Source organism: Streptomyces amakusaensis, assembly GCF_039532665.1.
Lineage (GTDB): Bacteria > Actinomycetota > Actinomycetes > Streptomycetales > Streptomycetaceae > Streptomyces > Streptomyces amakusaensis.
This window is the reverse complement of sequence record NZ_BAAASB010000004.1, coordinates 58,623-83,457: the sequence shown is the minus strand read 5'-3', so window position 1 is coordinate 83,457 and position 24,835 is coordinate 58,623. Positions and strand designations below refer to the sequence as shown.

At 70.2% G+C, this 24,835-nt stretch carries 19 protein-coding genes and 1 pseudogene; 9 read left to right on the top strand and 11 right to left on the bottom strand.

Going from position 1 to position 24,835, the window contains the following annotated elements; genetic code table 11:
* Positions 1–108: 108 nt before the first annotated feature.
* The 4 genes from ABD371_RS07955 to ABD371_RS07940 are packed head-to-tail and all read right to left on the bottom strand — an operon-like array spanning position 109 to position 8,063.
* Positions 109–1,323, bottom strand: a complete 1,215-nt coding sequence (locus ABD371_RS07955; RefSeq protein WP_344474266.1) for a hypothetical protein — start codon at positions 1,321–1,323, stop codon at positions 109–111.
* Positions 1,320–5,747 (bottom strand): coiled-coil domain-containing protein, encoded by a 4,428-nt coding sequence (locus tag ABD371_RS07950; protein WP_344474265.1) that lies wholly within the window; start codon positions 5,745–5,747, stop codon positions 1,320–1,322. The genes ABD371_RS07955 and ABD371_RS07950 overlap by 4 nt, the downstream gene beginning before the upstream one ends.
* On the bottom strand, positions 5,740–6,564 hold the full coding sequence (locus ABD371_RS07945) for a hypothetical protein (protein WP_344474263.1): 825 nt from the start codon (positions 6,562–6,564) through the stop codon (positions 5,740–5,742). Before ABD371_RS07945 ends, ABD371_RS07950 begins: the two co-directional genes overlap by 8 nt.
* Positions 6,561–8,063: a hypothetical protein gene (locus tag ABD371_RS07940; protein WP_344474261.1), complete on the bottom strand. Its 1,503-nt coding sequence runs from the start codon at positions 8,061–8,063 to the stop codon at positions 6,561–6,563. Before ABD371_RS07940 ends, ABD371_RS07945 begins: the two co-directional genes overlap by 4 nt.
* A gap of 795 nt (positions 8,064–8,858) precedes the next feature.
* Between ABD371_RS07940 and ABD371_RS07935 the strand changes: the two genes are divergently transcribed.
* The 3 genes and pseudogenes from ABD371_RS07935 to ABD371_RS07925 all read left to right on the top strand — a co-directional run bounded on the left by ABD371_RS07935 (position 8,859) and on the right by ABD371_RS07925 (position 11,025).
* Entirely contained in the window at positions 8,859–9,392 is a 534-nt protein-coding gene (locus ABD371_RS07935; protein ID WP_344474259.1) for an EF-hand domain-containing protein, read from the top strand.
* Positions 9,393–9,500: 108 nt separating this feature from the next.
* On the top strand, positions 9,501–10,049 hold the full coding sequence (locus tag ABD371_RS07930) for a GNAT family N-acetyltransferase (RefSeq protein WP_344474257.1): 549 nt from the start codon (positions 9,501–9,503) through the stop codon (positions 10,047–10,049).
* Positions 10,050–10,217: 168 nt separating this feature from the next.
* Positions 10,218–11,025, top strand: a pseudogene (locus tag ABD371_RS07925) (IS5 family transposase).
* 15 nt (positions 11,026–11,040) lie between these two features.
* On the opposite strand, the gene ABD371_RS07920 reads toward ABD371_RS07925, so the two are convergent.
* Both ABD371_RS07920 and ABD371_RS07915 read right to left on the bottom strand, forming a co-directional pair.
* Positions 11,041–11,580: a hypothetical protein gene (locus ABD371_RS07920; protein ID WP_344474255.1), complete on the bottom strand. Its 540-nt coding sequence runs from the start codon at positions 11,578–11,580 to the stop codon at positions 11,041–11,043.
* Between the two features lie 89 nt (positions 11,581–11,669).
* Entirely contained in the window at positions 11,670–12,536 is an 867-nt protein-coding gene (locus ABD371_RS07915; RefSeq protein ID WP_344474253.1) for an oxygenase MpaB family protein, read from the bottom strand.
* Positions 12,537–12,830: 294 nt separating this feature from the next.
* Here ABD371_RS07915 and ABD371_RS07910 point away from each other — a divergent pair, with 294 nt between their 5' ends.
* From ABD371_RS07910 to ABD371_RS07895, 4 genes are read left to right on the top strand one after another with little or no spacing between them, the layout of a single operon-like run.
* Positions 12,831–13,607 carry a (5-formylfuran-3-yl)methyl phosphate synthase gene (locus tag ABD371_RS07910; protein ID WP_344474251.1) on the top strand — a complete coding sequence of 259 codons (777 nt, stop codon included), beginning with the start codon at positions 12,831–12,833 and terminating at the stop codon, positions 13,605–13,607.
* 8 nt (positions 13,608–13,615) lie between these two features.
* Complete coding sequence (locus ABD371_RS07905; protein WP_344474968.1) at positions 13,616–15,031, top strand: aldehyde dehydrogenase family protein; 1,416 nt, start codon at positions 13,616–13,618, stop codon at positions 15,029–15,031.
* A gap of 47 nt (positions 15,032–15,078) precedes the next feature.
* Entirely contained in the window at positions 15,079–16,167 is a 1,089-nt protein-coding gene (locus ABD371_RS07900; protein WP_344474250.1) for an NAD(P)-dependent alcohol dehydrogenase, read from the top strand.
* A 29-nt stretch (positions 16,168–16,196) separates the two neighbouring features.
* Positions 16,197–17,093: a class I SAM-dependent methyltransferase gene (locus ABD371_RS07895; protein WP_381734143.1), complete on the top strand. Its 897-nt coding sequence runs from the start codon at positions 16,197–16,199 to the stop codon at positions 17,091–17,093.
* A 42-nt stretch (positions 17,094–17,135) separates the two neighbouring features.
* Here the strand turns inward: ABD371_RS07895 and ABD371_RS07890 are convergent, their stop codons facing one another.
* The 4 genes from ABD371_RS07890 to ABD371_RS07875 are packed head-to-tail and all read right to left on the bottom strand — an operon-like array spanning position 17,136 to position 20,779.
* Positions 17,136–17,786, bottom strand: a complete 651-nt coding sequence (locus ABD371_RS07890; RefSeq protein WP_344474246.1) for a response regulator — start codon at positions 17,784–17,786, stop codon at positions 17,136–17,138.
* Positions 17,779–19,092 carry a sensor histidine kinase gene (locus tag ABD371_RS07885; RefSeq protein ID WP_344474244.1) on the bottom strand — a complete coding sequence of 438 codons (1,314 nt, stop codon included), beginning with the start codon at positions 19,090–19,092 and terminating at the stop codon, positions 17,779–17,781. Before ABD371_RS07885 ends, ABD371_RS07890 begins: the two co-directional genes overlap by 8 nt.
* 8 nt (positions 19,093–19,100) lie before the next feature.
* The gene (locus tag ABD371_RS07880; RefSeq protein ID WP_344474242.1) at positions 19,101–19,877 is read right to left on the bottom strand and encodes an ABC transporter permease; all 777 of its coding nucleotides are present in this window, start codon (positions 19,875–19,877) and stop codon (positions 19,101–19,103) included.
* Positions 19,874–20,779: an ABC transporter ATP-binding protein gene (locus tag ABD371_RS07875; protein WP_344474240.1), complete on the bottom strand. Its 906-nt coding sequence runs from the start codon at positions 20,777–20,779 to the stop codon at positions 19,874–19,876. Before ABD371_RS07875 ends, ABD371_RS07880 begins: the two co-directional genes overlap by 4 nt.
* Positions 20,780–20,997: 218 nt before the next feature.
* Between ABD371_RS07875 and ABD371_RS07870 the strand changes: the two genes are divergently transcribed.
* Positions 20,998–22,185, top strand: coding sequence for an acyl-CoA dehydrogenase family protein (locus ABD371_RS07870; protein ID WP_344474238.1), 1,188 nt, complete (start codon positions 20,998–21,000; stop codon positions 22,183–22,185).
* 53 nt (positions 22,186–22,238) lie between these two features.
* On the opposite strand, the gene ABD371_RS07865 is transcribed toward ABD371_RS07870, so the two are convergent.
* The gene (locus ABD371_RS07865) at positions 22,239–23,207 is read right to left on the bottom strand and encodes a LysR substrate-binding domain-containing protein (RefSeq protein ID WP_344474236.1); all 969 of its coding nucleotides are present in this window, start codon (positions 23,205–23,207) and stop codon (positions 22,239–22,241) included.
* Positions 23,208–23,390: 183 nt separating this feature from the next.
* On the opposite strand from ABD371_RS07865, the gene ABD371_RS07860 reads away from it, so the two are divergent.
* A complete protein-coding gene (locus ABD371_RS07860) occupies positions 23,391–24,818 on the top strand; it encodes a 2-hydroxymuconic semialdehyde dehydrogenase (protein ID WP_344474234.1) in 1,428 nt (475 codons plus the stop codon).
* The last annotated feature ends 17 nt before the right edge of the window (positions 24,819–24,835 follow it).

The window sequence follows — 24,835 nt, the reverse complement described above, 5'->3', positions numbered from 1 at the left end:
ACGACGAGGGGGCTGGCCTGCTTCAAGCCGATAATGGATTCCTATGTGGTAGAGGCCACGCCTCGCCTTTCAGTTGTGGTGTCGGGAGACGGACGGTGTGTGGGCGGATCACTTCGCGCGGCCTTGGAATCGGATGGCGCGGTGCCATCTGTGGTCGGATGTCAGATGGTCGAGGCCGACCCATTCCTGGGCGAGCCGTTGCCCCGACAGCATCAGATCGATGGCCGCAGGCCGTTGGTGCGGTGCGAGCCAGGACGCCAGCCGTTCTGCTTCCGCGCGTGACACGTTCCGCTCCCTCGGCGGGACCCGGCCCGGGACGCCGAGCTGGAGCAGGGAATCGTACAGCTCCACAGCGGGCAGTACCTCGGGGATGTGCGAGCCGCTGATCCTTGTGTTCGCGCGCAGGGGGATACGCAGCCCCGCAGGGTCCAGATCCCCGAAATAGCGGATGTGGCTGACGTCGTGGGCGGGGGCGATGCTGGCGATCGACGAGGCGAAGTTCCAGCCGATTCCCCAGGCGATATAACCGAGGTCGTGGCTGATGCTGTCCAGCCGTTTGGCGATCGACCAGTAGGTTGTGGAGTTCTCCACGACCAGGAGTCCCCGGCCTCCCTCAACCGGGTGGAACCCTGCTTCCTTCCCCAGTTCCACGACCCGGGGGAAGGTTTTCGTCAGCAGGGGCAGATCAACGGCGAACGAGCGGGTGAGCCTGTACAGCTCGGAGAGATCGGAGAACACTGGCCGTGCGGAGAACTTGTCGAGCACCTTCTCCGCCGGATGTTTGTGCTGCTGGAAGAAGGGATGCTGCCCGAAGATACGCATGGCCCGTTCCCGCCAGGGGATCTCCATGGAACCGTAGTCCCCCGCGTGGAGCCAGGCATTGAGTGCTTCGTACGCGGCCTGGATCTTTTCGGTACCGGAGTCCCAGTACGGTGCGACACCGCGCAACTCGCTGTACCAAACGGGTGCGGGGCGCTTGAGTCGTACGGACGACTTGACCGGTGTCAGAGTGATGTGACGCGGCAGCCGGTAGCGCTCCCGGACGGTACCTGCGGACCAGCCGATGGCCTCGGCGGTCACCAACTCCGTCAGCCGGGCGAGCAGTACGGCATCCGGAAGCTCGTCCTTGTACCCCGGTCGGTGGACCGAGTGGAACACCTTCCGGACGTCGTCGAGAAGAATGCGCGTGGCGGTGGTGCCGGGCCACTTCCGGCTGTCGCTCGCGAACCGCCGGAGTGCGCCCAGCAGATCCGCTGCGGGGCCGGGTGGCGGATCGGGGCGCAAGGGGTCGTAGTCGAAGGTCAGAGCCCGTCCACCGGTCATGTGCTGTCCTGCTCGTGGGTGAAGTACCGCATGGCCGAGAGCTGGGGTTGCGCAGACGGGCCGAGGTCGCTCTGGACCAGCCGGCCGATGGCGCTGTCCACTGACAGGTACTTGCGCCGGGCCCGGAGGTCGGCGTCATTGCGGAGCCTGATCACCAGGGGGAAGGTGTCCAGTGCCGTGGTGTCGAACAAGCCGGTGGTGAAGATGAGCTGCACCCCCAGGGCGCGGGCCACCGACTGCTGGAGGCGGAGCAGATAGCCGGCCGAGGCCCGGCCGATGGGGTTGTCGAGGAAGAGCACACCGGAGTGCTGATTACTGGTCCGCCCACGGTCGTTGGCCCGGAGAGCCGCCATGGTGCAGTAGAGGATGATCGCGGTGGTGAGGATCTGGCCTCCCGAGAACACCGTCTTGATATCGCCCACCGGAACCCGCTCGGTGCGCAGCACCCGGTCCGGCTTGAGGATCTTCACGGTGAAGCCCTTGGGCTCCGCCGCCCGGCTGACTCCCCTGAGAATCAGCGAGAGCCCGTCCCGTTTTGCCTCCTGTTCCGCTGCCTCGTCGATGACCAGGGACATCTGATGCTGTAGCGCCTCGTCGGAGATCGTGGCGAAAGAGATCCGCAGAAATTCCTGCCCCGCCCAGTCGGCGAGCCCCTTCGGAAGCCGTGACAGCCGCTGGGCCCGCCGCAGAGTATTGAGCGCGTCGTCCACCTGCTGGGCCAACAGACCGGTGATCTCCTGGCGATGCCGTTCGATGGACTCCAGATCGTCCTTCAGGGACTGGAGCCTGGCACTCAGAGCACGGCGCCACTCCTCGGCGTGGCCCGGCAGCTCATCACGCGGTGTGCCTTGGATGATCTGCCGGTTCGCTGTGTTCAGAAGAGAGAACCGGGGGGCGCCGGCATGGGCGGCGAGACGATCGCAGAGATCGCGTTCGTTTTTCTCGGCAGTGCTGCGGACTTCACGGGCCGTTTCCCATGCCTTACGGAGGCTGTCGCAGTGGTCCCGTGCGGTGGGCAGTTCTCCCCCGAATGGAGAAGACGCATCGAGTGGTGCCTCATCGCCACCGAGACCGTGCCAGGGCTCGGCCAGCCGCCCGAACGCCTCGTGTGCCCGGTCGGCTTCGTCCCATGCCTTGCCCACCCGAAGTCCGTGCTGCTTCAGGTTCTCCACGATGCGCTGGACGTCCTCCCCGGCCCGCTTGGCTTCGTCGATCGTGCGCAGGCCTTGGGCGAGATGGCTCGGGGCCTCGAAGGGAGTGAGATTGACGGGGCCGTCCGGTTCCCGGTACCGCTCGTACTCCTCCCTGCGCTGGGCGACCCGAGCGCCCAGCTCCGCCGCCCGGGCCGCTACCACGGACGCGTCTCGCTCCGCCTTCGCGCGGGCCGGTTCCCGGCTCGCCGAGTCGGCGCCCTCCGGGCTTTTCAGCAGCTCGGTTGCCCGGGTGCGGATCGGTTCGGGGTGCTCGTTCAACTCCTGCTCGGTCTCGGTGACCGCGTCCTCGGCAGCACGGAGATCGGCGAGCAGTCTGTCCCCGACCGACACCCGCCGGTAGCGTTCCACGGCCTCGGTGTGGAGACGGCGGAGCACTTCAAGGGGTGGCTCGTCCTTGGAGAAAGCGGGTACGGCAGGATCGTCGGGGACTGCGGGTAGATGCGCCCGTTCGTCGGCGAGTCGGCTCGCGGAGGAACTGAGGACGTCTGCCTCCCGCTGGGCCGCAGCTTCGCCGGTTCGCCGGCTCTCGGCCTCCCGTGCGGCCTCCTTGGCGGCCGTGCGCTCTGCGGCGGCCGCTTCACGGTGAAGCGTTGCCTCGGCGAGCCAGCCGCCTACCTTCGTCTCCTGCTCAGCCAGTGCCTTCAGCCGGATCGTCCGTTGGTCCAGCTCGCGCTGAGCCTTGCGCAGAGGAGTGATTCGTGACGCGACGGCCTTGCGTACCTCGGTGAGTGTCTCGCGGGTCGAGCGCACCTCCTCGACCTCGGCATCCGCCTCGGCCAGCAGTCCACGCAGTTCGTCGGAGCGCGCTCGGAGTTCCTGTGTCCGACCGGCCGGATGATCGGCTCGCCAGGTCCGCAGCGCGGTGAGGAACTCCGCCGCCCGGTTCTGGCGGGACGTCAGTTCAGCCAGTTCCTGTACACGCTGTTCATGGCGGCGCAGCAGAGTGGCGCGCTCCGCGTCAGCGGCCTGCTCATCGTAGAGGGCGGGATGCGCCGGTACGACGAAGTCGACACCAACGAGCGGGGGATGTTCGCCCTCCATGCCTTCGGTGGTGCCCACCGCGAGGAAGAAGGCCGGGTGGATGTCTTTGTCGTTCAGGACACCACGGGCCTCGTCCAGCTTCTCGGGATCATTGATCAGCACACCGCCGGCCAGGTGCGGGACCCGTTCCCAAAGCCGTCTTCTGCGATTGCGGTCGGGGGTGGCGGCGAGATACTCCCAGCCGGTCCACGCAGTGATGTCGGCTTCCACCAGGGCGTCCCTCGCCTGTACCGCCTCAGGTGACGGCGGCAGCAGCTCGTTCGTCTCCAGGGCGAGCCGGGCCCGCTCGTCCCCGGCCTCGGCCACCCGCCGGTCAGTGATCTTGGCGAGGGTCTGGTCGCGGATCTCTCTCAGTCTGCGGACCAGAGTGTCGTAGGTCTCCTCGATGTCCCCGGGCTCCCCGGCGAGCAGTTCGATGAGACCGGGGTCCGTGGCGAGCTTCTCCTTGCGTTCCTTCGCCCGCCGCCATGACTCCTCGGCGGTTTCGTACCGCCGTCGCATGTCGTCCCTTCGCCGCTCACTCCCGTGGAGTTGTTCCTGCGCGGAGGAGAGCTCCCGCTCCAGGCGTTCCGACTCGGCCTGCAGGCGCTCCGCCTCGGCGGCGTTCTCCGCGGCCGTCGTGCGGGCCCGCTCGGCGGCGTCCGCGACGGAGGTGTCCGGCGGCAGCAGGTTCTCGGCGACGGCCCTGGCGATCTGCGCTCTGACGTCAGTGACGCGCTCCTCGGCGACTTCGGCGTCCTTCTCCCGGCCGATGGCGCGCCCGATGGCCTCGTTGTGCGACTTCTGCGCCTGGGTGGCCCGCTCCGCCTCCGCTCCGGCTTCTGCCTCCCGTTCCTTCGCTGTACGGTTCATCCGGGAGATCTCCCGGCCGAGCGCCTGGTGCAGCCGTGCGACGGACGTGTCCCGGATCTCACGTGCTGGGCGAGCCTTCTCCTCGGTCGCGTCGACAAGGTTGCGTACTTCGCCCAGCTGAGCGGTACGGGTCAGATGGCGCAGCATCAACGGAGTCACGGCCCAGGCCTGAGCGGTCGTTCGGGCTTTTTCAGCTGCCTCGTCGGCCTCGCTGTGCCCGATGATCGCTTCCTCCAGCCGCAGCAGCGCGGTCAGGCGTTCGATCTCGGTTGTGACCACGGCCAATCGGTCCCGCTCGGCGGTGTGCCGGTCCAGATCCGCCGTCAGCTTCTCCCGCTCCTCGTGGAACTGGTCGGCAGCCCGCTTCTCCGCCGAAGCCCGCGCCGCCAGCTCGCCGAGGAAGGCACGTGCCGTGCGTTCGATGCCCGACAGGCCGGTCCGGGCGGTGTGGGTGGCGTCGGCGGCCTCGGCCAGGGGGCCGAGGATCTCCAGGGCGCCTTCCACGAAGGCACGGTCGTGCTCGAGGAGGCCGCGCTGCGTCAGACGCTCCGCGTAGGTGTCGAGCAGCCGAGCCAGCTCCTTCGGCGGCTCGGGGTCCAGGACGGCCCGGAGCAGGAAGTCGACGAACGTCTTGTCGTTGGTGAACGAGAACGCCTCTGCGGCCTCGCCCTCGTCGGCGTTCATGCTGAGCTGGTAGCGGAACAGCTCGGGATCGATCTCCAGATCGGTCAACCGCCGCACCCACTGGCCATGGCGGTCGAAGGCGGCGAACTCCAGGGACCGGTCCGTCGTGTGTGCCTTGGCCAGTTCTTCCAGATAGGCGGTGAGTCGCAGATACCGGTGGCCGTCCGAAAACGGCAGGCCGAGCAGATCCAGATCTGCGGAAGGACGCAGGTGATACCAGGTCTCGATAAGATTTTGGTGGTCGGACGAGGCACGCTGGTCCCGCCATTCGGATACCTTGCCAGTGATCAGCTTTCTCCCGCTGCGTGCATGTGTCCACTCCAGCACGGTGTGCGAGGTGTCCTGGGGGAGGACAAGCCGCTCCAGCCCCCCACTCCCGGCGCCCCCCATGGCATTGCGGCGGCCCGGCAGCATCACCGAGAAGATGAGCTTGAGCAGAACGGATTTGCCGCCGCCGTTCTCCAGGAAGAGCACGGTGGCGGGGGACGGGCGGCGGGGCGTCTCCTGCTCGAAGAGCCCCATCTGCCGTCCGCCGAAAGGCAGCCCCACGGAACTCAGATCGAGCAGGACGTCCTCGTAACGTGCCCCTTCGGGGCCGACCCCGCGCAGCAGGACACGGGAGAGTTCATACATCGATGGTGTCTTTCTCTCCGGGTCCGCCCGGTGTCGCGGCGCGCAGTGTCCCAGCCGGGCCGGTCAGGGGGACGACACCCAGGGCGAGGAGTTCCTTGAAGGCCGCGGTGGCGGCGAGCTCGCGGACCTGCACACGGTAGCGGGGGGTGGGCTGAAACACTTCCGGTTCGTCTCCGCCGCTCTGGAAACGGGACATGAGCCCCTGGTCCGTCAGAAAGCGGAGCGCACGGGAGGTCATGGCGAGAGTGGTGCTGTGCGCGGCACGACTGTCCTCGGTACGCGCGGTCTCCGGCCGACGTGCGTAGGCCCGCCAGGCCCGCTCCAGCTCGGGGGTGTCGCTGGGCGCGTCGGTCGACTCGGCGTTCTTGGCGGTCCGGTGCTTCAGCTCGTCGCAGATTCCCCGGACGAACTCGTCCACCTGTCCGGCGGTGAACCGTCGCAGAGACTCGTCCTCCGCCAGATCCGGCGGTCTGGGGAAAGACAGGGTGGCGATGGCGAGATGGATGACGCCGTGCAGCAGCTTCTCACCGTCGCCCCGGAGCCGGGCTGCCCTGGCGTAGTCCTCGATCCGTGTCTCGTAGACGGACGATTCGGCGGCGGCGAGCACCAGGCCCGCCTCCAGGCCCGCCGCGACTGTACGCAGGCCCAGACCGAAGGCTATCCGGTCGGTGAGCAGTCGGAAGTCGTCGTCCTGCCGGTAGCGGTTTATGAGCTCCGTGTAGACGGTGTCGGCGACCGGGTGCAGCCGGGGGCGCAGCCCGAAGGCGATCAGCCGGCCCGCGTCCTCCGCCTCGGTGGTGGTGTGGGTGGGACTCACTCGGGTGTTTCCTCCGGTGGGGTGTCGGTTTCTTCCCCGGTCCGCGGGGCCGGCAGCAGCGGCACCGTCCCGACCAGTAGATCGTCACCCCCGATGAGCGGGGTGTCCAGCAAGGCTTCGGCCCGCACGCTCACCAGCATCCGATCGTCCACCTGGTCGAGATGCTCGCCCACGGGGGGACTGAAGGCGTGGGCCACCCGGTGGGCCAGCAGCGCGGCCACGGCCGGCCCATGGGCGAGGGCGCGGGTCAGCAGTTCGCCGAGGCGTCGCGGGCCGCCTTCAAAGGAGAGCAGCTCATCAGTGATACGCCACTCCTCCACCCCGAAGGTCTCCATGGGTTCGGGTGTCTCCAGCTCGGGTTCGGGCACGCTCCCGCCCAGCCGTTCCCGCTCCCGGGGAGGCAGTAGCAGCCGAGGCACGAGGGTGGCGAGAGAGGTGACCGCAGGAACCTGGGGGGCGGTGGCCGAACGGAAGTACACGGTCGCCGCCGGCAGCGCGTCCCGGACGGTCAGGCTCAGCAGGGGGCGGAGGAGCTGCCCGTGGAGGTCGACCGTTTCCCGTACCGGAAGGTCGGCGAACTGTTGCCGGTCCTGCTCGGAACGGAAGAGATCCCCTGCCTCCAGCAGCCACTTCTGCAGCCGCATATGGCGGCGGATGCAGTCGCGCACGATGTCGACCAGCTCCGCGGCCTGCTGTTTGTGTGTGGGGTCCTCCGAGGCGTCACGCGCCTGGCTGATGTTTCGGAGGATGCTGTGCTCGGCACGGTAGCGGGCCTGGACATGGTCGAGTGCCTCTGCCAGCAGTTTCGGGACTTCGTGCTCCCAGTCGACCGTGCGGACGTCACGGCGGGTGGCATCGAAATGGCGCCGGATCGTCTCCCCGTACTGCACCGTACGGTAGCGAGCCTGTTCGGCGGCGAGCTTGGCCTCAGACAGCCGCTTCCTGCGAATGAGGTGCTCCAGTTTCACTTCGGCGGCGACCTGCGCGGACTCCACATCGGTGTCGAGCGCGCCCACCAGGACGTTGATGGCCTCGTCCGTGGCGCGTACATAGGTCTTCCCCTTGAAAGGGCGCTCCACGAGCAGCCGGAAGGGGAAGTGATGGAGCCGGTAGCCGCCCTCGCCGTCGATGAGCCCGTAGTCGCGGCCGAAGCTCCGGTCCGCCGTGCCGATGTTCAGCAGCCGCTGGAGCACCAGGGTCGCTATCCGCTCGTGTTCCTCGGTGGTGCGATCTGGCCTCTGGACGGCAACGAACGGTGCCACCCCGGCCAGGATGTCTTTGTGATCGGCCCCGGAGTCGAAATCCATCGAGACCGTGACGTGGTCGATGGTGTGCAGCGCGATCTCCGCGAGTTGATAGTCCTTGGCGGGGCCGAAGCCCAGGGACGCCTTGTTGTCGTCCAGGGCGAGCAGCGGTGCCGTACACGCCATGGACTTGATGCGGCGTGCCAGTCCCTCGTCGGGCAGGTGCCGGGATGCGACCGCGAGTGAGTCACGCATGCCAGCGACCCTAATCATCCTGCCGGAACGACGGCAAGATGATCATGGCCTTCGCTCCCGGGGTATGGGGAGAGTTCACCCAGCGTCGGGTTCGCTGCCGGGAAGTCGCCGCCACTGGTTGTGGCCGGATCGGAATTGTCTCATTGCGCGGGTTGCATGGTCGGCGTTCTGTGGTGATGGCCGAATGCTTGGTGCCGGACGAGCTGTGGGAGTTTTTCCAGCGCGGGTGATTCCGCTCGTTCCGGCGAGACCACAGGGGGATACCGCCCAGGCCCGGGTCACGTTGCACCATGTCATCCTCTGCGAACTCGCAAGGCGGTCCGGACCGGCCACGCCGCGCGATCGACCCGGTGGACATACAGGACTTGAAGGGAGGGAGTCGACAGGTCTGAATCCTGTCGACCGGGGCGAGAGGGGCCACTTGACCGTAGGGCGGGCAGGTCTGTCCATGATCCAGTGAATTGAAAGGTGTGCTTTGCCTGTTTCTTTAGCGTGCTCTGGTCGATATCGTCCTTCCGCCATTCTTGGGGACCATGGAGTCCAGTAGTGCCTTTCGCTGGTTTTGTTGGAGAGTTCGACAGCCCGCAGCCCCGGAAACCAGCCGCTCGTGCCGCAAGCCGCTCGGGAGATCAAGGCGAGCGCCGTTCGATGCCCCCGCACCCCTGGTTCATCCGATTCGGTGGATTGGGGCACGGGCCGGGGAGACGCCGAGGAGTGGGGGCCACAGTGGGGGAAACGCGGCTTCACGACATGCCACCCCCTGGCATGTCAGCCTCATGAAAGGCGGCACCACCGATGCGGACGGAAGCGCTCAACCGGGTTCGGCTCGTCTTCGATCTCTTCGATGTCAATGGCAATGGGGTCCTGGAGGCGGCGGACTTCGAGCTGATGGCCGACCGGGTACGGGACGCGGTCCCGGGGGCGGAGGCGGCGGCGCAGGAGTCGATGGCGGCGGCGTTCCGGCGGTACTGGGACACGTTGGTGGAGGAGTTGGACACGGACGGGGACGGCAGGGTCGACTTCGACGAGTATGTGGCCTGTGTGCTGGTGCCGGAGCGGTTCGAAGGAGCCGCCGCGGAGTTCGCCGGGGCGCTGTCCACCGTTGGCGATCTGCGGGGGGACGGCCGGGTGGGGCGGGTGGAGTTCGTCGCGCTGATGCTCGCGATCGGCTTCGCGCCGGCGAATATCCAGGCGCTCTTCGACGCTCTCGGCCCCGACGAGGAGGATCGCGTCGCCTCCGGGGCGTGGGACGCGTCGATTCGCGAGTACTACCAGCCCAATGCCGACGGCACGGTCGGTGACCTGCTCGTCGCCATCCCGGCGGAATGAGGCGGTCTCGTCCCGATCTGGTTCACCTGCACCCCATCCGGCGGGCCGGCTCTCGATCTGGCGCGAAGTGCCTGATCACATAGGGGTGCGGATGTTATCGTCCCACGCATGCCCGAACTGATCGCTCCCACGGGACGGTTGCATTCCTCGTGGCTCACGGCGCGTGACGAGTGGCAGCCCGGTGCGCACCAGGACGGGGTCGGCCTGCATCTGGTCGGTGACGACGACCTCGACCGCCCAGAAGGATTCGCCTCCTGGGCCGAGCGGCTGCGGCAGCAGTCCGACCGGTCGCTGCCCGTCGGGGAAGGGCGCGTCCACGCCACCCACTGGTGGATCGCGGACGGTGAGGTGTACCTCGGGGCCATCGACCTTCGGCACTACCTGAACGCCTTTCTGCTGGAAGGCGGCGGACACATCGGCTACAGCGTTCGGCCTTCCGCCAGGAGACGCGGACTGGCCTCGTGGGCGCTGGGAGCGGTTCTGCTCAAGGCACCGGCGCTCGGTCTGGACCGGGTCCTCCTCACCTGTGACGACGGCAACGTCGGCTCGGCGCGCACCATCGAAAGCAACGGCGGCGTCCTCGAAGATGTGCGCAGCACGGAAAACGGGATCAAGCGCCGCTACTGGATCGCTCTCGACGATGCCGGGGCACCCTGATACGACGTATGCCGTCGGTCAGTTGCCGCCGGGTCCGTATCGGCGGCCGGCCAGGCATCTTGCCTCACACGCCCTAGAGCGTGCCTCTTTGATCGGTTGGTCATTTGATCGGATGTGTCTGTCCGGTTAGTGATCACTGATGCGATCTGGGGCCGGATTGAGCCGCTGATGCCGGCCGATCCGGCCCGCGGTCGGCGATGGGCCGATCACCGCCGAACCTTGGAGGCCATCAGGTGGAAGTACTGAACCTGCTCGCCCCCTGGCGGGACCTGCCGGATGAGCCCGGTTCGTTCCAGAGCCCACAAACGGCTGATCCGGTGGGCCGTGGACGGCACTTGGGAACGCATCTTTGCTGCTGTCCTGGCAGCGGCCGAGGGTGCTGACGACATCGGCTGGACCGTGTTGGTGAACTCCACCGTCTGCCGGGCTCACCAGCATGCCGCCGGCGCCAGGAAAAGGGGGCTCCAGGCGCCGGGCCGAACCCGACGTCCATGCGCTCGGACGCTCCCGAGGCGGTCTCAGTACGAAGGTTCACCTCGCCGGCGACAGCCGTGCACGCCCCCTGGCTCTCCGGGGCACCGCAGGCCAGGCGGGCGACGCCCCGGCCTTCGAGACTGTCATGGCCGGCATCCGTGTTCCGCGAAGCGGACCTGCAAAACCGAGGACCCGAACCGATGTCGTCCTCGCAGACCGCGCGTACTCATCCCGCGCGATCCGAAGCCGCCTCCGCCGGCGCGGAATCCGCGCTGTCATTCCCCAGCCGTCCGACCAGGTCGGCCACCGTCTGCGGCGAGGCCGCACGGGTGGCCGACCACCCGCTTTCGACGCCGAGGCGTACGAGCAGCGCAACGCGGTCAAACGATGCGTCAACCGGCTCGAACAGTCGCGTGGGCCGACCGTGCGAACGGACAAGCTCGCGATTGCTTACCAGGCCGCACTCCACCTCGCGGCCATCCTCATCCGGGCCCGCAGATGACCCACGAGAGAAGCTTCAGGACTGATGGCCGATGCCAAGAGCGTGTTCTTTGAGGAATGCGCCCGCGTGGGCCGCTGCTTCTTCCGCGGTCGTGCAAAGCGTCCCATCGGCGACCGTGCCGGATGTCCCATCAGCGCCCTTGCCTGTCCAGCGCCAATCGCCGGAAGGCGACTGCACCAGCTCGGCAGTCCCTCCGAACAGCGCAAGTGTGCTTCTGCCCGCCGCCGCAGGTGTCGGGCGACTGACGGCGTCGGGCCATTTCTTACGGGCGCCCTGCCGGGTGATGCCCCAGACAGCTCCCAGCTGCTCATAACTCGCACCGTAGGAGCCGGCGGTTGCCGCCGCCCGCTCCGCCAGCCGCTTGATCTCGACATCCACCACCTTCCAAGCGGCCAGGACGGACAGCGCCACTTCGACGGGATTCGCATCCCACATACGGTCCGCGGGCAGCCCGGTCTCTCGGGAGCGGATGGCCGAGGCCAGGGGATTCAAGGCGTCGTACAGGGCCTTGTCGAGCTCTGCCTGCTCTTCTGGGGTGATCTCAGAGGGCGTCATGTGACAACCGTAGTTTCCAATACTGTCGATGTAAACTAAAGTTTCCGCCCTGTGTCGGTTACACCTCCGCCGCATCAGTGAGACAGGCTCTAGTCGGCCCGTCCCGCTTCTCTGAGACCGTGGGGCACCGGGCAGGCCCCGATGCCGGGTGCCGGGTGTGTCCCCAGGTCCGCCAGACGGTAGCCCCGGGGATACCCCTTGATCTCAGGGTTCAGCCGCCCGAAGTGAGGCGCCCGGCGCGGCGGCAGCAGTCGTACCGCGCGTCCGCGCAGCCGAAGGGCTCCGCCGACCGCGCCGCGCAGCAGGGGGGAGGGTGCCGGGAGGCGGAAGGTGTTGAGCAAGGGCGCGTCGAGGAGGGCGATGCCGGCCGCCCGGACGCCCGGGGCCAGTATTTGTGGATACCACGAGGCCATCAGGTCCAGTGTGGCGTCGGCGACCGCGCGACCGCCCTCGTCCCAGCCGAAGTGCTCGGCCTCGTAGGTGTCGAGGAGCTCTTCGAACTCCGCGAAGGTCTCCGGGATGTCGGGGATCCCCATGTGCTGTCCGAGATGCCGGTAGTACGCGGTGCAGGCCCGCATTTCGTGGTCGGTGAGCCGTCGCCAGCCGTAGGCGTCGATCCAGCGCTTGGGCACCACGACGAAGGTGGACAGAACGTACCGCATGTCGCCGTCGCCGATGTCGTAGCGGCGGTGCATCTGATTGATCCGGCGGATCGCCGTCCGCCCGCGCCGGCTCGCGAAACCGTGCTCGACCACCGCGTCCAGCAGCAGGACGGTGTCGTCGTACCGCTTCTGGGTCCGCTCGGTGAACTCCGCGGTACGGAAGAGCAGCGATCCGATACTGGGCACCGCGTAGGTACGGAACAGCGCCAGCTCCAGGGCGCGGGTGAAGTCCCACGGGAACTCGTACGCGGCGATGAGCCGGTACATCTCGTGGAAGTCCCGCTCCGGATCCATGCGCCGGATCTCTTTCAGCCGGTCGTACCGCCGCACCGCGCCGCCCCCTTGGTCACTGTTCCGTGACCGCCATTCTCCCATCCGGCGCGCCCAGCGCCACGAGGGATCGTCTCCGCCGCCGACAGTTGGCGGAACCTGAGGTTCGAACCGGCGCGCACGGCGCACCGAAGTAACGCCCATGTGCGCCCTCTTGCCATCCGCGCGCGCCCTACCGGGGGTCATGGGCCGAGGTGATGATGAGCCGTCCGCAAGTGATCCATAAGGTTCCGCACACCTGCCCCCGGTCAGGTGGACATGCGGTGGAAGGAGTCCGCGTTGCTGCTTCTCATCTCTCCGGACAGTGTCGATGAGGCCCTCGACTGCGCGAAGGCGGCGGACCATCTCGACATCGTCGATGTCAAGAAACCCGATGAGGGCTCGCTCGGCGCGAACTTCCCCTGGGTGATCAGGGAGATCCGCGAGGCGATCCCGGCGGACAAGCCGGTGTCCGCGACCGTGGGAGACGTACCGTACAAGCCCGGCACGGTCGCCCAGGCGGCGCTCGGCGCGGTTGTCTCCGGGGCCACGTACATCAAGGTCGGTCTCTACGGGTGTACGACGCCCGAGCAGGCCGTCGATGTCATGCGGGGGGTCGTCCGCGCGGTGAAGGACCATCGGCCGGACGCGCTCGTCGTCGCCTCGGGCTATGCCGACGCGCACCGGATCGGCTGCGTCAATCCGCTGGCCCTGCCCGACATCGCCCGGCGCTCCGGCTCCGACGCGGCCATGCTCGACACCGCCGTCAAGGACGGGACGCGGCTGTTCGACCATGTGCCGCCGGAGGTCTGCGCGGAGTTCGTCCGGCGGGCGCACGAGGCCGGTCTGCTCGCCGCGCTCGCGGGCAGTGTGAAGGCGGAAGACCTCGCCGAGCTGACCCGCATCGGCACGGACATCGTGGGGGTGCGCGGGGCGGTCTGCGAGGGCGGCGACCGCGACGCGGGAAGGATTCGGCCGAAGCTGGTGGCCGCCTTCCGGGCGGAGATGGACCGGTGCGCCCGGGAACACGCGGCCGCCGTCAGCGCCGCGAGCTGACCGCCCGCATGGTGGCACATCAGCCCCGTCACACGCCCGCAGCACCCGGAACTCCCGGCGCGCGCTTCGCCGTCGTCGATCCGGCGACGGGCGAGCCCTTCGAGGAAGCCCCCGACCAGCGGCCGGACGCGTTGGACGCCATCGTCGGCCGGTCCCATGACGCCTGGCGCGGCTGGCGGGCCGACCCCGCCGCCCGCGCCACCGCGCTGCTCACGGCGGCCGACGCGGTGGAGGCGGCCGGGCCGGACATCGCTCCGCTGCTCACCCGTGAACAGGGCAAACCCCTGGCCGAGTCGTACGCGGAGATCGCCCGGACGGCGGCTCGCATGCGCTACTTCGCGGGGCTGGCCCCCGAGACCGAGCGCATCGCGGACGGCCGGCCGGTACGCGGCGAGATCCGCTGGCGACCGCTCGGGCCCGTCGCCGCGATCGTCCCGTGGAACTTTCCCCTCCAGCTCGCGTCGGCGAAGTTCGCGCCCGCGCTCGCCGCGGGCAACACCGTGGTGCTCAAACCGTCCCCCTTCACCCCTCTCGCCACGCGGCTGCTGGGCTCTGTCGTCTCCGCGGCGCTCCCCGAGGACGTGCTGACGATCGTCACCGGCCGGGAACCCCTCGGGGCCCGTCTGGCCGCCCACCCGGGGATCCGCCACGTGACCTTCACCGGCTCCGTGCCCACCGGGCGGGCCGTCGCGGCGGGCGCGGCGGCCTCGCTCGCCCGGGTCACCCTGGAGCTGGGCGGCAATGACGCCGCCATCCTGCTGGAGGACGTGGATGTGGAGCGGATCGCGGACCGGCTGTTCTGGTCGGCGTTCCGCAACTGCGGGCAGGTCTGCATGGCGGTCAAGCGTGTCTACGCTCCGGCCCGGCTCTGCTCCGACGTCGTCGAGGCACTCGCGCAGCGCGCCAGGACCGCCGTCGTTGGAGCAGGCCTCGCCCCGGACACCCAGCTGGGCCCGGTCAACAACGCCCCCCAGCTGGCCAGGGTCGAGCGCTGCACGGCGCGGGCGCTGGCGGACGGTGGCCGCGCCGCGGCCGGTGGCCACCGGCTGGACCGGCCGGGCTATTTCTACGCGCCGACGATCCTGGCCGATGTCCCGCCCGACAGCCCGGTGGTGAGGGAGGAGCAGTTCGGCCCGGTCCTGCCGGTGCTGCCGTACGACAGTCTCGACGGAGCCGTCGAGGCGGCCAACGACACCGGCTTCGGGCTGGGGGGCTCGGTGTGGGGGACCGATCTCGACCGGGCGGAGGCGGTGGCCGACAGGCTGGAGTGCGGTACGGCATGGATCAACCACCACGCCGAACTGTCCCTCGCCCAGCCCTTCGCGGGCATCAAGGAGAGCGGCGTCGGCGTCGCGGGCGGCCCCTGGGGGCTCTACGGGAACCTCAGGCCGTTCGTCGTGCACCGCCCCGAGGAGGAGATGTGACGCGAGGAGGCGAGACGGGAAGAGGCGTGACGGGAAGAGGCGCGGCGATGAGGTTCGGCGCGGCCGTACTGCGCTCGCCCGAGGCACGGTTCGCCATCGAGGAGGTGGTCCTGAACGAGGGGCCCGCCGACGGCGAGATCCTGGTCAGGGTCGCGGGCTCCGGGATGTGCCGGACGGATCTCGCGGTCCGGGGTCCGGCGAGCCGCTCGCCGCTGCCGGCGGTCCTCGGCCACGAGGGGGCCGGGGTCGTGGTGGAGACGGGCGGCACCCACACCGGTCTGAGCAAGGGCGACCACGTCGTGCTGAGCTTCGACTCCTGCGGACACTGCCGGAGCTGTGTCTCCGCCGCCCCCGCCTACTGCGAGTCCTTCGCCTCGCTCAACCTCTTCGGAGGGCGGAAGGAGAACGCCGCCCGGTTCACCGACGCGGCCGGGGGCGCACTGGCCCCCCGGTGGTTCGGCCAGTCCTCGTTCGCCGAGTACGCGGTGGTCCCGGCCCGCAACGCCGTCCGTACCGACCCCTCGCTCCCCGTCGCACTGCTCGGACCGCTCGGCTGCGGCTTCCTCACCGGGGCCGGAGCGATCCTCAACTCCTTCAGGGCCGGACCCGGCGACACCGTCGCGGTCCTCGGCGCGGGAGCGGTCGGGCTGGCCGCGGTCATGGCGGCCACGGCCTCCGGAGCGGTGACCGTGGCCGTCGACCGGCACCCTGAACGACTGGCCCTCGCCGAGCGGTTCGGCGCGATTCCCCTGCATGCCTCGTCGGACGACCTGCCCGGCCGCATCCGGCGGCTGACCGACGGCGGGGCGCGGTACGCGCTGGACACCACGGCCTCCGGCCGGCTGATCAACGACGCCCTCCGGGCCCTGCGGCCGACCGGCCACCTCGGTCTGGTGGCACGCCTCCACACCGCGCTGTCGCTCGAACCGGGGACGCTGGACCGGGGCAGGAGGCTCTCCCACATCTGCGAGGGGGACGCGGTGCCGGGAGTGCTGATCCCACGGCTCATCGGGCTGTGGCGGGCCGGACGGTTCCCCTTCGACGAACTGATCCGTACGTACCCGCTCACCGACATCAACGAGGCCGAACAGGACTGCGACGCGGGCCGTGTGGTCAAACCCGTTCTGATTCCGTGATTCCCGAGGGAGGACATGTGGTCGGCACCATGCCCGAGAGCACCGATGTGGAAGGCGTGGAAGGAGGCGTCGGCCTGACCGCTCTCATGGTCGCCGCGGCACGGGCGATCGAGACCCACCGGCACGACGCCCTCGCACAGGACGCCTACGCGGAGCACTTCGTTCGCGGCGCCCCCGCGTCCGCCGACTGGCCGGTCCGTGTGCGACAGGCCCCGGACGGCGACGCGAACCCGCTGTGGGGGCGATTCGCGCGGTACTTCGGCCTCCGCACAAGAGTCCTCGACGACTTCCTCCTCCGGTCGGTGCGCACGGGAGAAGCCCGCCAGGTGGTCCTGCTCGGGGCGGGCCTGGACGCACGGGCGTTCCGGCTCGACTGGCCCTCCGGCTGTGTGGTCTTCGAGATCGACAGAGAGGGCGTCCTCGCCTTCAAGCACAAGATCCTCGACGCGGTGTCGGCCACCCCGACGGCGGCCCGCGTACCCGTCCCGGTCGATCTGCGCGACGACTGGGCCGGAGCGCTGGCCGGCGCCGGCTTCGACCCGGCCGCACCGAGCGTCTGGCTGGCGGAGGGGCTGCTGTTCTACCTGCCGCCCGCCGCCGAGACGTACCTCATCGACACGGTGGACCGGTTGAGCACGGAAGGAAGCGCTCTGGCGTTCGAGGTCAAGCTGGAAAAGGACTTGCTGGCGTACCGCGACAGCCCGATCTACACGTCGACGACCCAGCAGATCGGCATCGACCTGCTCCAGCTGTTCAACAGAGAGCCGCGCCCCGACTCCCAGGGCGATCTGGCGGGCAAGGGCTGGTCCACCTCGGTCCACACCCCCTTCGAATTCACCCGCCGTCACGGACGCGGCCCGCTGCCCGAGCGGAACGACGCGCTGGCGGGCAACCGCTGGGTGTTCGCGAACAAGCTCCGACCGTGACGCCGCCGCCGGGCTTCGAGCGGACCGTGCGGGGCGGCCCGGTCATGGACCGCCCCCCAGAATGCCGCGGTCGTACGCCGCGGCCACCGCGGCGGCCCGGTCCTTGGCCTCCAACTTGCCGTACAGATGGGTCAGATGGGACTTGACCGTCGCCTCGCTGATGAAGAGCTCCCGGGCGATCTCGCGGTTCGAGGTGCCCTTGGCGACCAGTTCGAGCACCTCGCGCTCGCGGGCCGAGAGCACCTTGGCCGCGGGGACGGCAGGGTTTCTGACGGCGCTGACGAGGCGGGCGGCGATGTCGGGCGACAGGATGGTGCGCCCCTTGGCGGCGGCGCGGACCGCGGCGAAGAGTTCCTCGCGGGGGGTGTCCTTGAGGAGGTAGCCGGTGGCGCCGGCCTCGATCGCGGGGATCGTGTCGGAGTCCGTGTCGTACGTGGTGAGGACGAGGACCTTGGCGCGAACGCCGCGCCGGGTGAGTTCGGCGATCGCCTGGACTCCGCCGCCGACGGGCATCCGCAGGTCCATGAGGACGACGTCGGGGTCGAGGCGCTGGGCGAGTTCCACCGCCTCGACGCCGCCCGCGGCCTCGCCGAGGACGTCGAAGCCGGGATCGGAGGCGAACATGCCGCGCAGGCCGTCCCGGACGACGGGGTGGTCGTCGACGATGAGCAGGGTGATGGTCGGGTCAGTCATGGCGCACCAACGGTACGCGGGCGCTGATCGCGGTGCCCTGACCGGGCTCGGACTCGACGGCGAGGGCGCCGGCGACGCGTTCGGCGCGGGCGCGCATCCCGTCGAGGCCGAAGCCGCCGCTGCCGGTGCGCGGTACCGCGGCGAGGGGGTCGAAGCCGCGTCCGTCGTCGCGTACGTCCAGGGTGACCTCGTCGTCCATGTAGGAGAGGGTGACACCCGCGCGGGTGGCGCGGGCGTGGCGGGCGGTGTTGGCGAGGGCCTCCTGGGCGATGCGCAGAAGGGTGGCGGCGATCTCGCCGTGCAGGGGCTCCTCGGTGCCGGTGACGGTGAACCGGGCGGTGACGCCGCTGTGTTCGGACCACTCGCCGACGGCCTTCTCCAGTGCCTCCGAGAGCGTGTCGTGCTCCAGGGCGGCCGGAGAGAGATTCTGCACGGAGCGCCGGGCCTCGCCCAGGGAGCGGCGGGCCAGCGCCTGGGCGCGGCCCAGATGCTCCCGGGCCAGGTCCGGGTCGGCGGCGGCGGAGACCACCTGGAGCTGGGTGATGACGCCGGTCAGGCCCTGGGCGATGGTGTCGTGGATCTCGGCGGCGAGCCGGCGGCGCTCGTCGGCGACGCCGGCCTCCCTCGCCTGGAGGACGAGCTGGGCGTGGAGGGCGGCGTTCTCGGCGAGGGCCTTCTCCAGGGCGGAGATGGTCTCGGCCCGCTCCTCCGCCTTCTCCGTCTCCTTGGCGCCGAGGTGGCCGAGGCCGAGGGCGAGGGCCGCGTTGAAGACGAACATCGTGCCGAAGACGATCCACTGTGCCGGTGAGTCCGGCGGCAGACCGCCGGACTGGGCGCCCGCCAGGGTGACGGCGGTGACCATGAGCCCGGCCCGGGCGGCGCGCGGCGGCAGCAGCTGCACGGCGTCGAAGCAGCTGAGGCACGCGTAGATCGCGTAGAAGGGATTGAGCCAGGTCAGGGCGAAGGCGAAGGCGGTGCGCAGCGTGAAGTGGACGCGGCCGGCGGTGGTCCCCTCGGGCAGCACCGGACCGTCGGCCTTCCGTCGCTCGTCGTCGTCGTCGCCGTCGCCGTCGCCGTCATCGGGCTCGGCCGACGACGCCGCCGCCGTGAGCAGCCGGGGCACGGCCCGCGACCACCACGCCTGCACGGCCAGCACGGCGAGGAGCAGAGCCCCCGCGGCGTACATCTCCCGCCGGGTCATCAACAGGGGGGCGGCCACGGCTCCGAGGAGTGTGGCGAGGCCCAGCAGGGCGTACGGGCCGTACCGGAAGAACTGCGCCCAGCGCTCCTCGACCGTCATCGTCATGGATCGGGCTACTCCCATGTGAACCAGCGGCGGGCCGCGGCGATCAGCAGGACCGCCCACAGCGCCGTGACCCCCAGATGCGTCCAGTCCGGCCACTGTCCCGCGGCGGCCTGGTCGAGGGCCCGCGCGGCGGCGCCCAGCGGGGTGAGGGTCACGATGCGCTGGACGACGTCGGGCATGGTCGCGACCGGCAGCCAGACACCGGAGGCGAACATCGCCGGGAAGAACACCGCCGAGCCTACCGCCTGGGTGATCTTGGTGGTGCGGCAGACGGCGGAGACGGCCGCGCCGAGTCCCAGGGCGGCGAGGGTGACGAGGGCGAGCGCGACCAGGTATCCGAAGAGCTGGCGGGGCAGGGCCACGTCGAACACGATCCGGCCCACGGCGAGGGCGAGCAGCGCGGAGACCGCGATGGCGGCGCCGTGCAGGGCGATCTGCGCGCCGATGAGGGAGCCGGCCCGCACGGGGGTGCTGGACATGCGGCGCAGGATGCCGCGCTCGCGGTAGCCGGTGAGCACGGGCGGCAGGGCCTGGAGCCCGGCCATGAGCACGGCGATCAGGATCGCGATGGGGACATAGAGATCCACGACGCGCAGACCGCCCAGATCGGCCTCCTGCTCCCGGTTGGACGGTATGGCCCCCAGGATGCACAGCAGGATCGTGGGGAAGGCCAGCACCCAGAACAGGGCCGCGGGCTCACGCAGGATCAGGCGTGCCTCGGCCTTGAGGACGGCGACGCCGCTGCCCCTGACGGCCGTCGTCCGGCGGTGGATGGGAGTGCTCATGCGTCCGGTCCCGCCGTCAGGCCGAGGTAGGCGTCGTCCAGAGTGGCCTCGGTGACGCGGAGCTGGTGGGCGGAGAGCCCCAGCCCGGCGAGCAGCGAGAGGACGGCGTGCACCGTCTCGTCCGTGCCGTTGACCACGATCCGGCCGTCCTCGTACGCCACCGACGCCACCGAGGGCAGGTCGGCCAGCAGCCGCGTCTCCAGCGGGGCCGAAGGCGCGAAGGAGATCACCGTGCCGCCCGCGGTGCGTCCGATCAGCCCGGCCGGGGTGTCCACCGCGGTGATCCGGCCCTTGTCGATCAGGGCCGCCCGGTCGCACAGACGCTGCGCCTCCTCCATGAAGTGCGTCACCAGCAGCACCGTGACACCGCTGTCGCGGATGTCCTGGATGAGCCGCCAGGTCTCCCGCCGCGCGCGCGGGTCGAGACCGGTGGTCAGCTCGTCCAGGACGACGATGCCGGGGTTGCCGACCAGCGCGAGGGCGATGGACAGCCGCTGCTTCTGACCGCCGGAGAGCTTCGCGAACCGGGTACGGAGCTTGTCGGTGAGCCCGAGGCGCTCGGCCAGGGCGCGCCAGTCGGCGGGGTGCGGATAGCAGGCCGCGTACAGTTCGAGCGCCTCACGGACGGTGATCCTGGGCTGGAGCTCGCTCTCCTGGAGCTGTGCGCCCAGGACCCGGGTGACGGCGTCCCGGTCGGCGGCGGGGTCGTACCCGGCGACGCGGACGCTGCCGCCGTCGGGCCGCCGCAGTCCCTCCACGCACTCGACCGTGGTGGTCTTGCCGGCGCCGTTCGGGCCGAGTATCCCGAAGATCTCTCCCTGCTGGACGTCGAAGGACAGGCCGTCGACGGCCCTCTTGTCCCCGTAGGCCTTGCGCAGGCCTCTGACTTCGATGATTGCCATACCGACGAGCCTGCCGCCGCGGGGCAGGGGCGGGCATCGGCCTTCGCGCTCGAAGGAGCATCAGCCGATCGGCTGATGGCGGGGTACGACAGGGCGGAGGACGAGGTGCCACCCCTGCCCCGCGGCGTCGACCGCGCTGCTCCGAGGGGCCATTGACAGCCGTCGGGATCGGAGTCACGGTGAGGGTTCCCCTGTGGCCCGAGACCGGAGGTCGACCCTTGGCCGGTTCGTCAGCACCTCGTTCGGACACCGATCTCGTCCAACGGGTACGCGGGCTTCATCCGCTCATCCGCTCGCACTCCGCGGACGCGGAGCGGCGGCGGCGGGTGACGGGAGAGGTGGTCGAGGCGCTCTCGGGGGCCGGGGTGCACCGTATGAACGTTCCCCGGCGGCACGGCGGGTACCAGACCCCGTTGCGGACCCAGGTCGAGGTGCTGAGCGAGATCTCCGCCGCGTGCGGATCGGCCGGGTACATGGCGTTGATCCAGGCGGGGTCGGCGTACATCGCGGCCCTGTTCCCGGACGAGGCTCAGGACGAGATCTTCACCAGCCCCGACGTACGGGTCGGGGGCACTCTCGTCCCGGGCTCGAAAGCCGTTCCGGTGGACGGCGGCGGTTATGTGGTGAGCGGGAAGTCTCCCTTCGCGACCGGCTGTCAGGACGCGGACTGGCATCTGCTGACGGCGCTCGCCGACACGGGGGAGGGCCCGCCGGAGATGCTGTGGCTGGCGATTCCCCTGGCCGATCTGGAGGTGCTGGACGACTGGGAGGTCACCGGTCTGGCCGGGAGCGGCAGCAATACCGTCGTCGCCGAGAAGGTCCATGTGCCCGCCCATCGTGTTCTGCCGGTGGGGCCGCTGCTGGCGGGTGAGTTTCCGTCGCGGCGGAACAGGGACGACGCCTTCTACGGGATGCCGTTGCTGCTGCTGTTCAGCGCCTGGACGGGCGCGAACGCCCTCGGTCTCGGGCGGGCGGCTCTCACGGAGTTCGGGGAGCGGGTCCGGCGGCGGGGGATCACGTACACCTTCTACGAGCGCCAGTACGAGGCCCCGGTGACGCATCTCCAGTTCGCCGAGGCCGAGATGAAGGTGTCCGCCGCGGAGCTGCTCGCCGCCGACCTGGTGGAGACGATCGAGTCCAGGGCGGCCGGCGGAGAGCCGTACACGACGGAGGAGCGGGCCCGGATCAGGGCGCAGTGCGGGTATCTGGCGCGGCTGTGCAAGGAGGCCGGCGATCTGATCGGGTCGGCCTCGGGCGCTTCGTCCCTGCACCGCGAGGTACCGATCCAGCGCATCGTGCGCGACCTGAACGCCCTGAGCCTGCACTCGTACGTCAATCCCGCCACCAACCTGGAGCTGTACGGCAGGGTGCTGTCCGGGCTCGACCCGGGGACGCCCTTCCTCTAGGTCGTGTCTTCGAACAGGTCGTGTCTTCGAAGTCCCGTCCGCCTGGACACTCCCTAACCCTCCTCCTCCCGGTCGGGCGGGGCCGCCGCCGTCTCGCCGAGCGTCTCGCGCAGCAGGACCGCCTCCCGGTCGAGGTGGTGGAGCAGCGCCTGGAGGGCGGGGGTGCGGGTGCGGTGGGCCGCCTCGGTGGTGCCCACCGTGCGTCCCACCGAGGGAAGCTCGACCGGCAGCGCGGCGAGGTGCTCGTCGTCGCGCAGGACCAGCTCGGGCAGGAGCGCCACCATGTCCGTCTGGAGGAGCAGCGCCCGCATGGTGAGGATGGAGGTGCATTCGACGCGGTCCGCGGGGAGTGCGAGGCCCCGGTCCACGAAGAGCGCGCCGAGCTCCTGGCGCAGGGCGGTCCGCTCGACCGGCAGGATCCAGGGGAACCCGAGGGTGTCGGTGAGCGTGACGCCCGGGGCGGCGAGGAGCGGGTGGCCGGAGCGGACGGCGAGGCGGATGGGCTCCCGGTACAGCATCCGCTGGCTCAGCCCGTCCCCTTCCGCGGGGACCGGTCCCACCCGGCCGACGATGACGTCCAGCTCGCCCGCGAGCAGCGCCGGGTGGAGGACGTCCGGGGTGCCCTCCCGCACGACCACCGTGAGCCGGGGCCGTTCCCGTTTGAGTCCGGCCACCGCCCGGGGCAGCAGCACATTGGCCCCGGCCAGCAGGGTGCCCACGGCCACCGTGCCGTCCTGTCCCTCCCGCAGCCCGGTGAGATGCTCCCCGGCCCGCCGTATCTCGGCGACCACCGCGCGGGCGTGTTCCGCCAGCGCCTCGCCGTAGACGGTGGGCCGCATGCCGCGCGGTACGCGGACGAAGAGCGGCAGATCGGCGATGGCCTCCAGCTCGTGGAGGGTCCGGGTCGCGGCGGGCTGGGTGAGGTGCAGGGACTCGGCCGCCCGGACGACGCTTCCGTGCGCGTGCACCGCGATGAGCAGGGTCAGATGCCGGAACTTCAGCCGGCCGTCCAGGAGGTCCATCGCGGCGGACTCCTTCCGGGGAGGCGGGGCGGCCGGGGAGGCCCGACGGCGCGACATACCAGGATCGTTATATCTCCCGCGCCGATCGGCATTGGATCGGCATAGCTGGGTGGGTGCACTATACCGGCACGCCCCGGGGGCGATTTTCAGACATCCCCGGGCCCAGTGACGGAGGTCTGCAAGGTGAGTTCACCCGCGCGGCATTACGTAGGAGGCGGGTTCGACGCGTCCGGCGTGCCGTTCCCGCTCGTCGACCCGGTCACCGGGCGAACCGTCGGCGAGGTGCCGGCGGCGTCCCGGGAGACGGTCGACCGGGCGGTGCGCGCGGCCCGGGAGGCGCTGCGCGGGCCGTGGGCCGCGTGGAGCCCGGCGGAGCGGTCGCGGGCGCTGCACCGGATCGCCGACGGGATCGAGCGGCGCTTCGAGGAGTTCGTCGACGCCGAGTGCGCCGACACCGGCAAGCCCCGCGAGCTGGCCTCGGCGGTCGACATCCCGAGGGCGGTCGCCAACTTCCGCTCGTACGCCGACCTCCTGGCCGGGCGGAGCGAGCGGTCCTGGCACACCGCCACCCCCGACGGGCGCGGCGCGCTGAACTACACCGTGCGCAAGCCGCTCGGCGTCGTCGCGGTGATCTCGCCGTGGAACCTGCCGCTGCTCCTGCTCACCTGGAAGGTCGCGCCCGCCCTCGCGACGGGCAACACGGTGGTGGCCAAGCCGTCCGAGCTCACCCCCGGCACGGCCTGTCTGCTGGCGGAGACGATCGCCGAGGCCGAGCTTCCGCCGGGCGTCTTCAACCTGGTGCACGGCCCGGGCGCGGACGCCGCGGGCCAGTGGCTCACCGAACACCCCGGGGTGGACGCCGTCGCCTTCACGGGCGAGTCGCGCACCGGCTCGACGATCATGCGGGCGGCGGCGGACCGGCTCGCGCCGGTCTCCTTCGAACTGGGCGGCAAGAACGCCGGGCTCGTCTTCGCCGACGCCGATCTGGAGCGGGCCGTCGAGGGCACGCTGCGGTCCTCCTTCACCCACAGCGGGCAGGTCTGTCTCTGCACCGAGCGGGTGTACGTCCAACGGCCGGTTTTCGACGTTTTCGCGGCGGCGCTGGCCGCCGGCGCGAAGGAGCTGTCCGGCTACGGCCCGATGGTCTCCGCCGCCCACCGGGACAAGGTGCTGGGCCATCTGGAACGGGCCGCCGCCGACGGCGACGTCCTGGCGGGCGGCGGGGTGCCGCGCTTCGGGGACGAACGGGACGGCGGGTTCTGGGTCGAGCCCACCGTGCTGACCGGACTCCCGGAGGACCACCCGGCGGTACGGGACGAGATCTTCGGCCCGGTCGTCCACCTCGCGCCCTTCGACACCGAGGAGGAGGCGCTGGCCCTCGCCAACGCGGGCCCCTACGGCCTGGCCGCCACGGTGTGGACCGGCGACGTGAGCCGCGCGCACCGGGTCGCCCCCGCCCTCGACGTCGGCACCGCCTGGGTCAACACCTGGAACCTGCGCGACCTCCGTACGCCCTTCGGCGGTGTGAAGGCGTCCGGGATCGGCCGTGAGGGCGGCGACCACTCCCTCGACTTCTTCTCCGAACCGATGAATGTGTGCGTGAAGCTGTGAGAACGACGGACGAGACC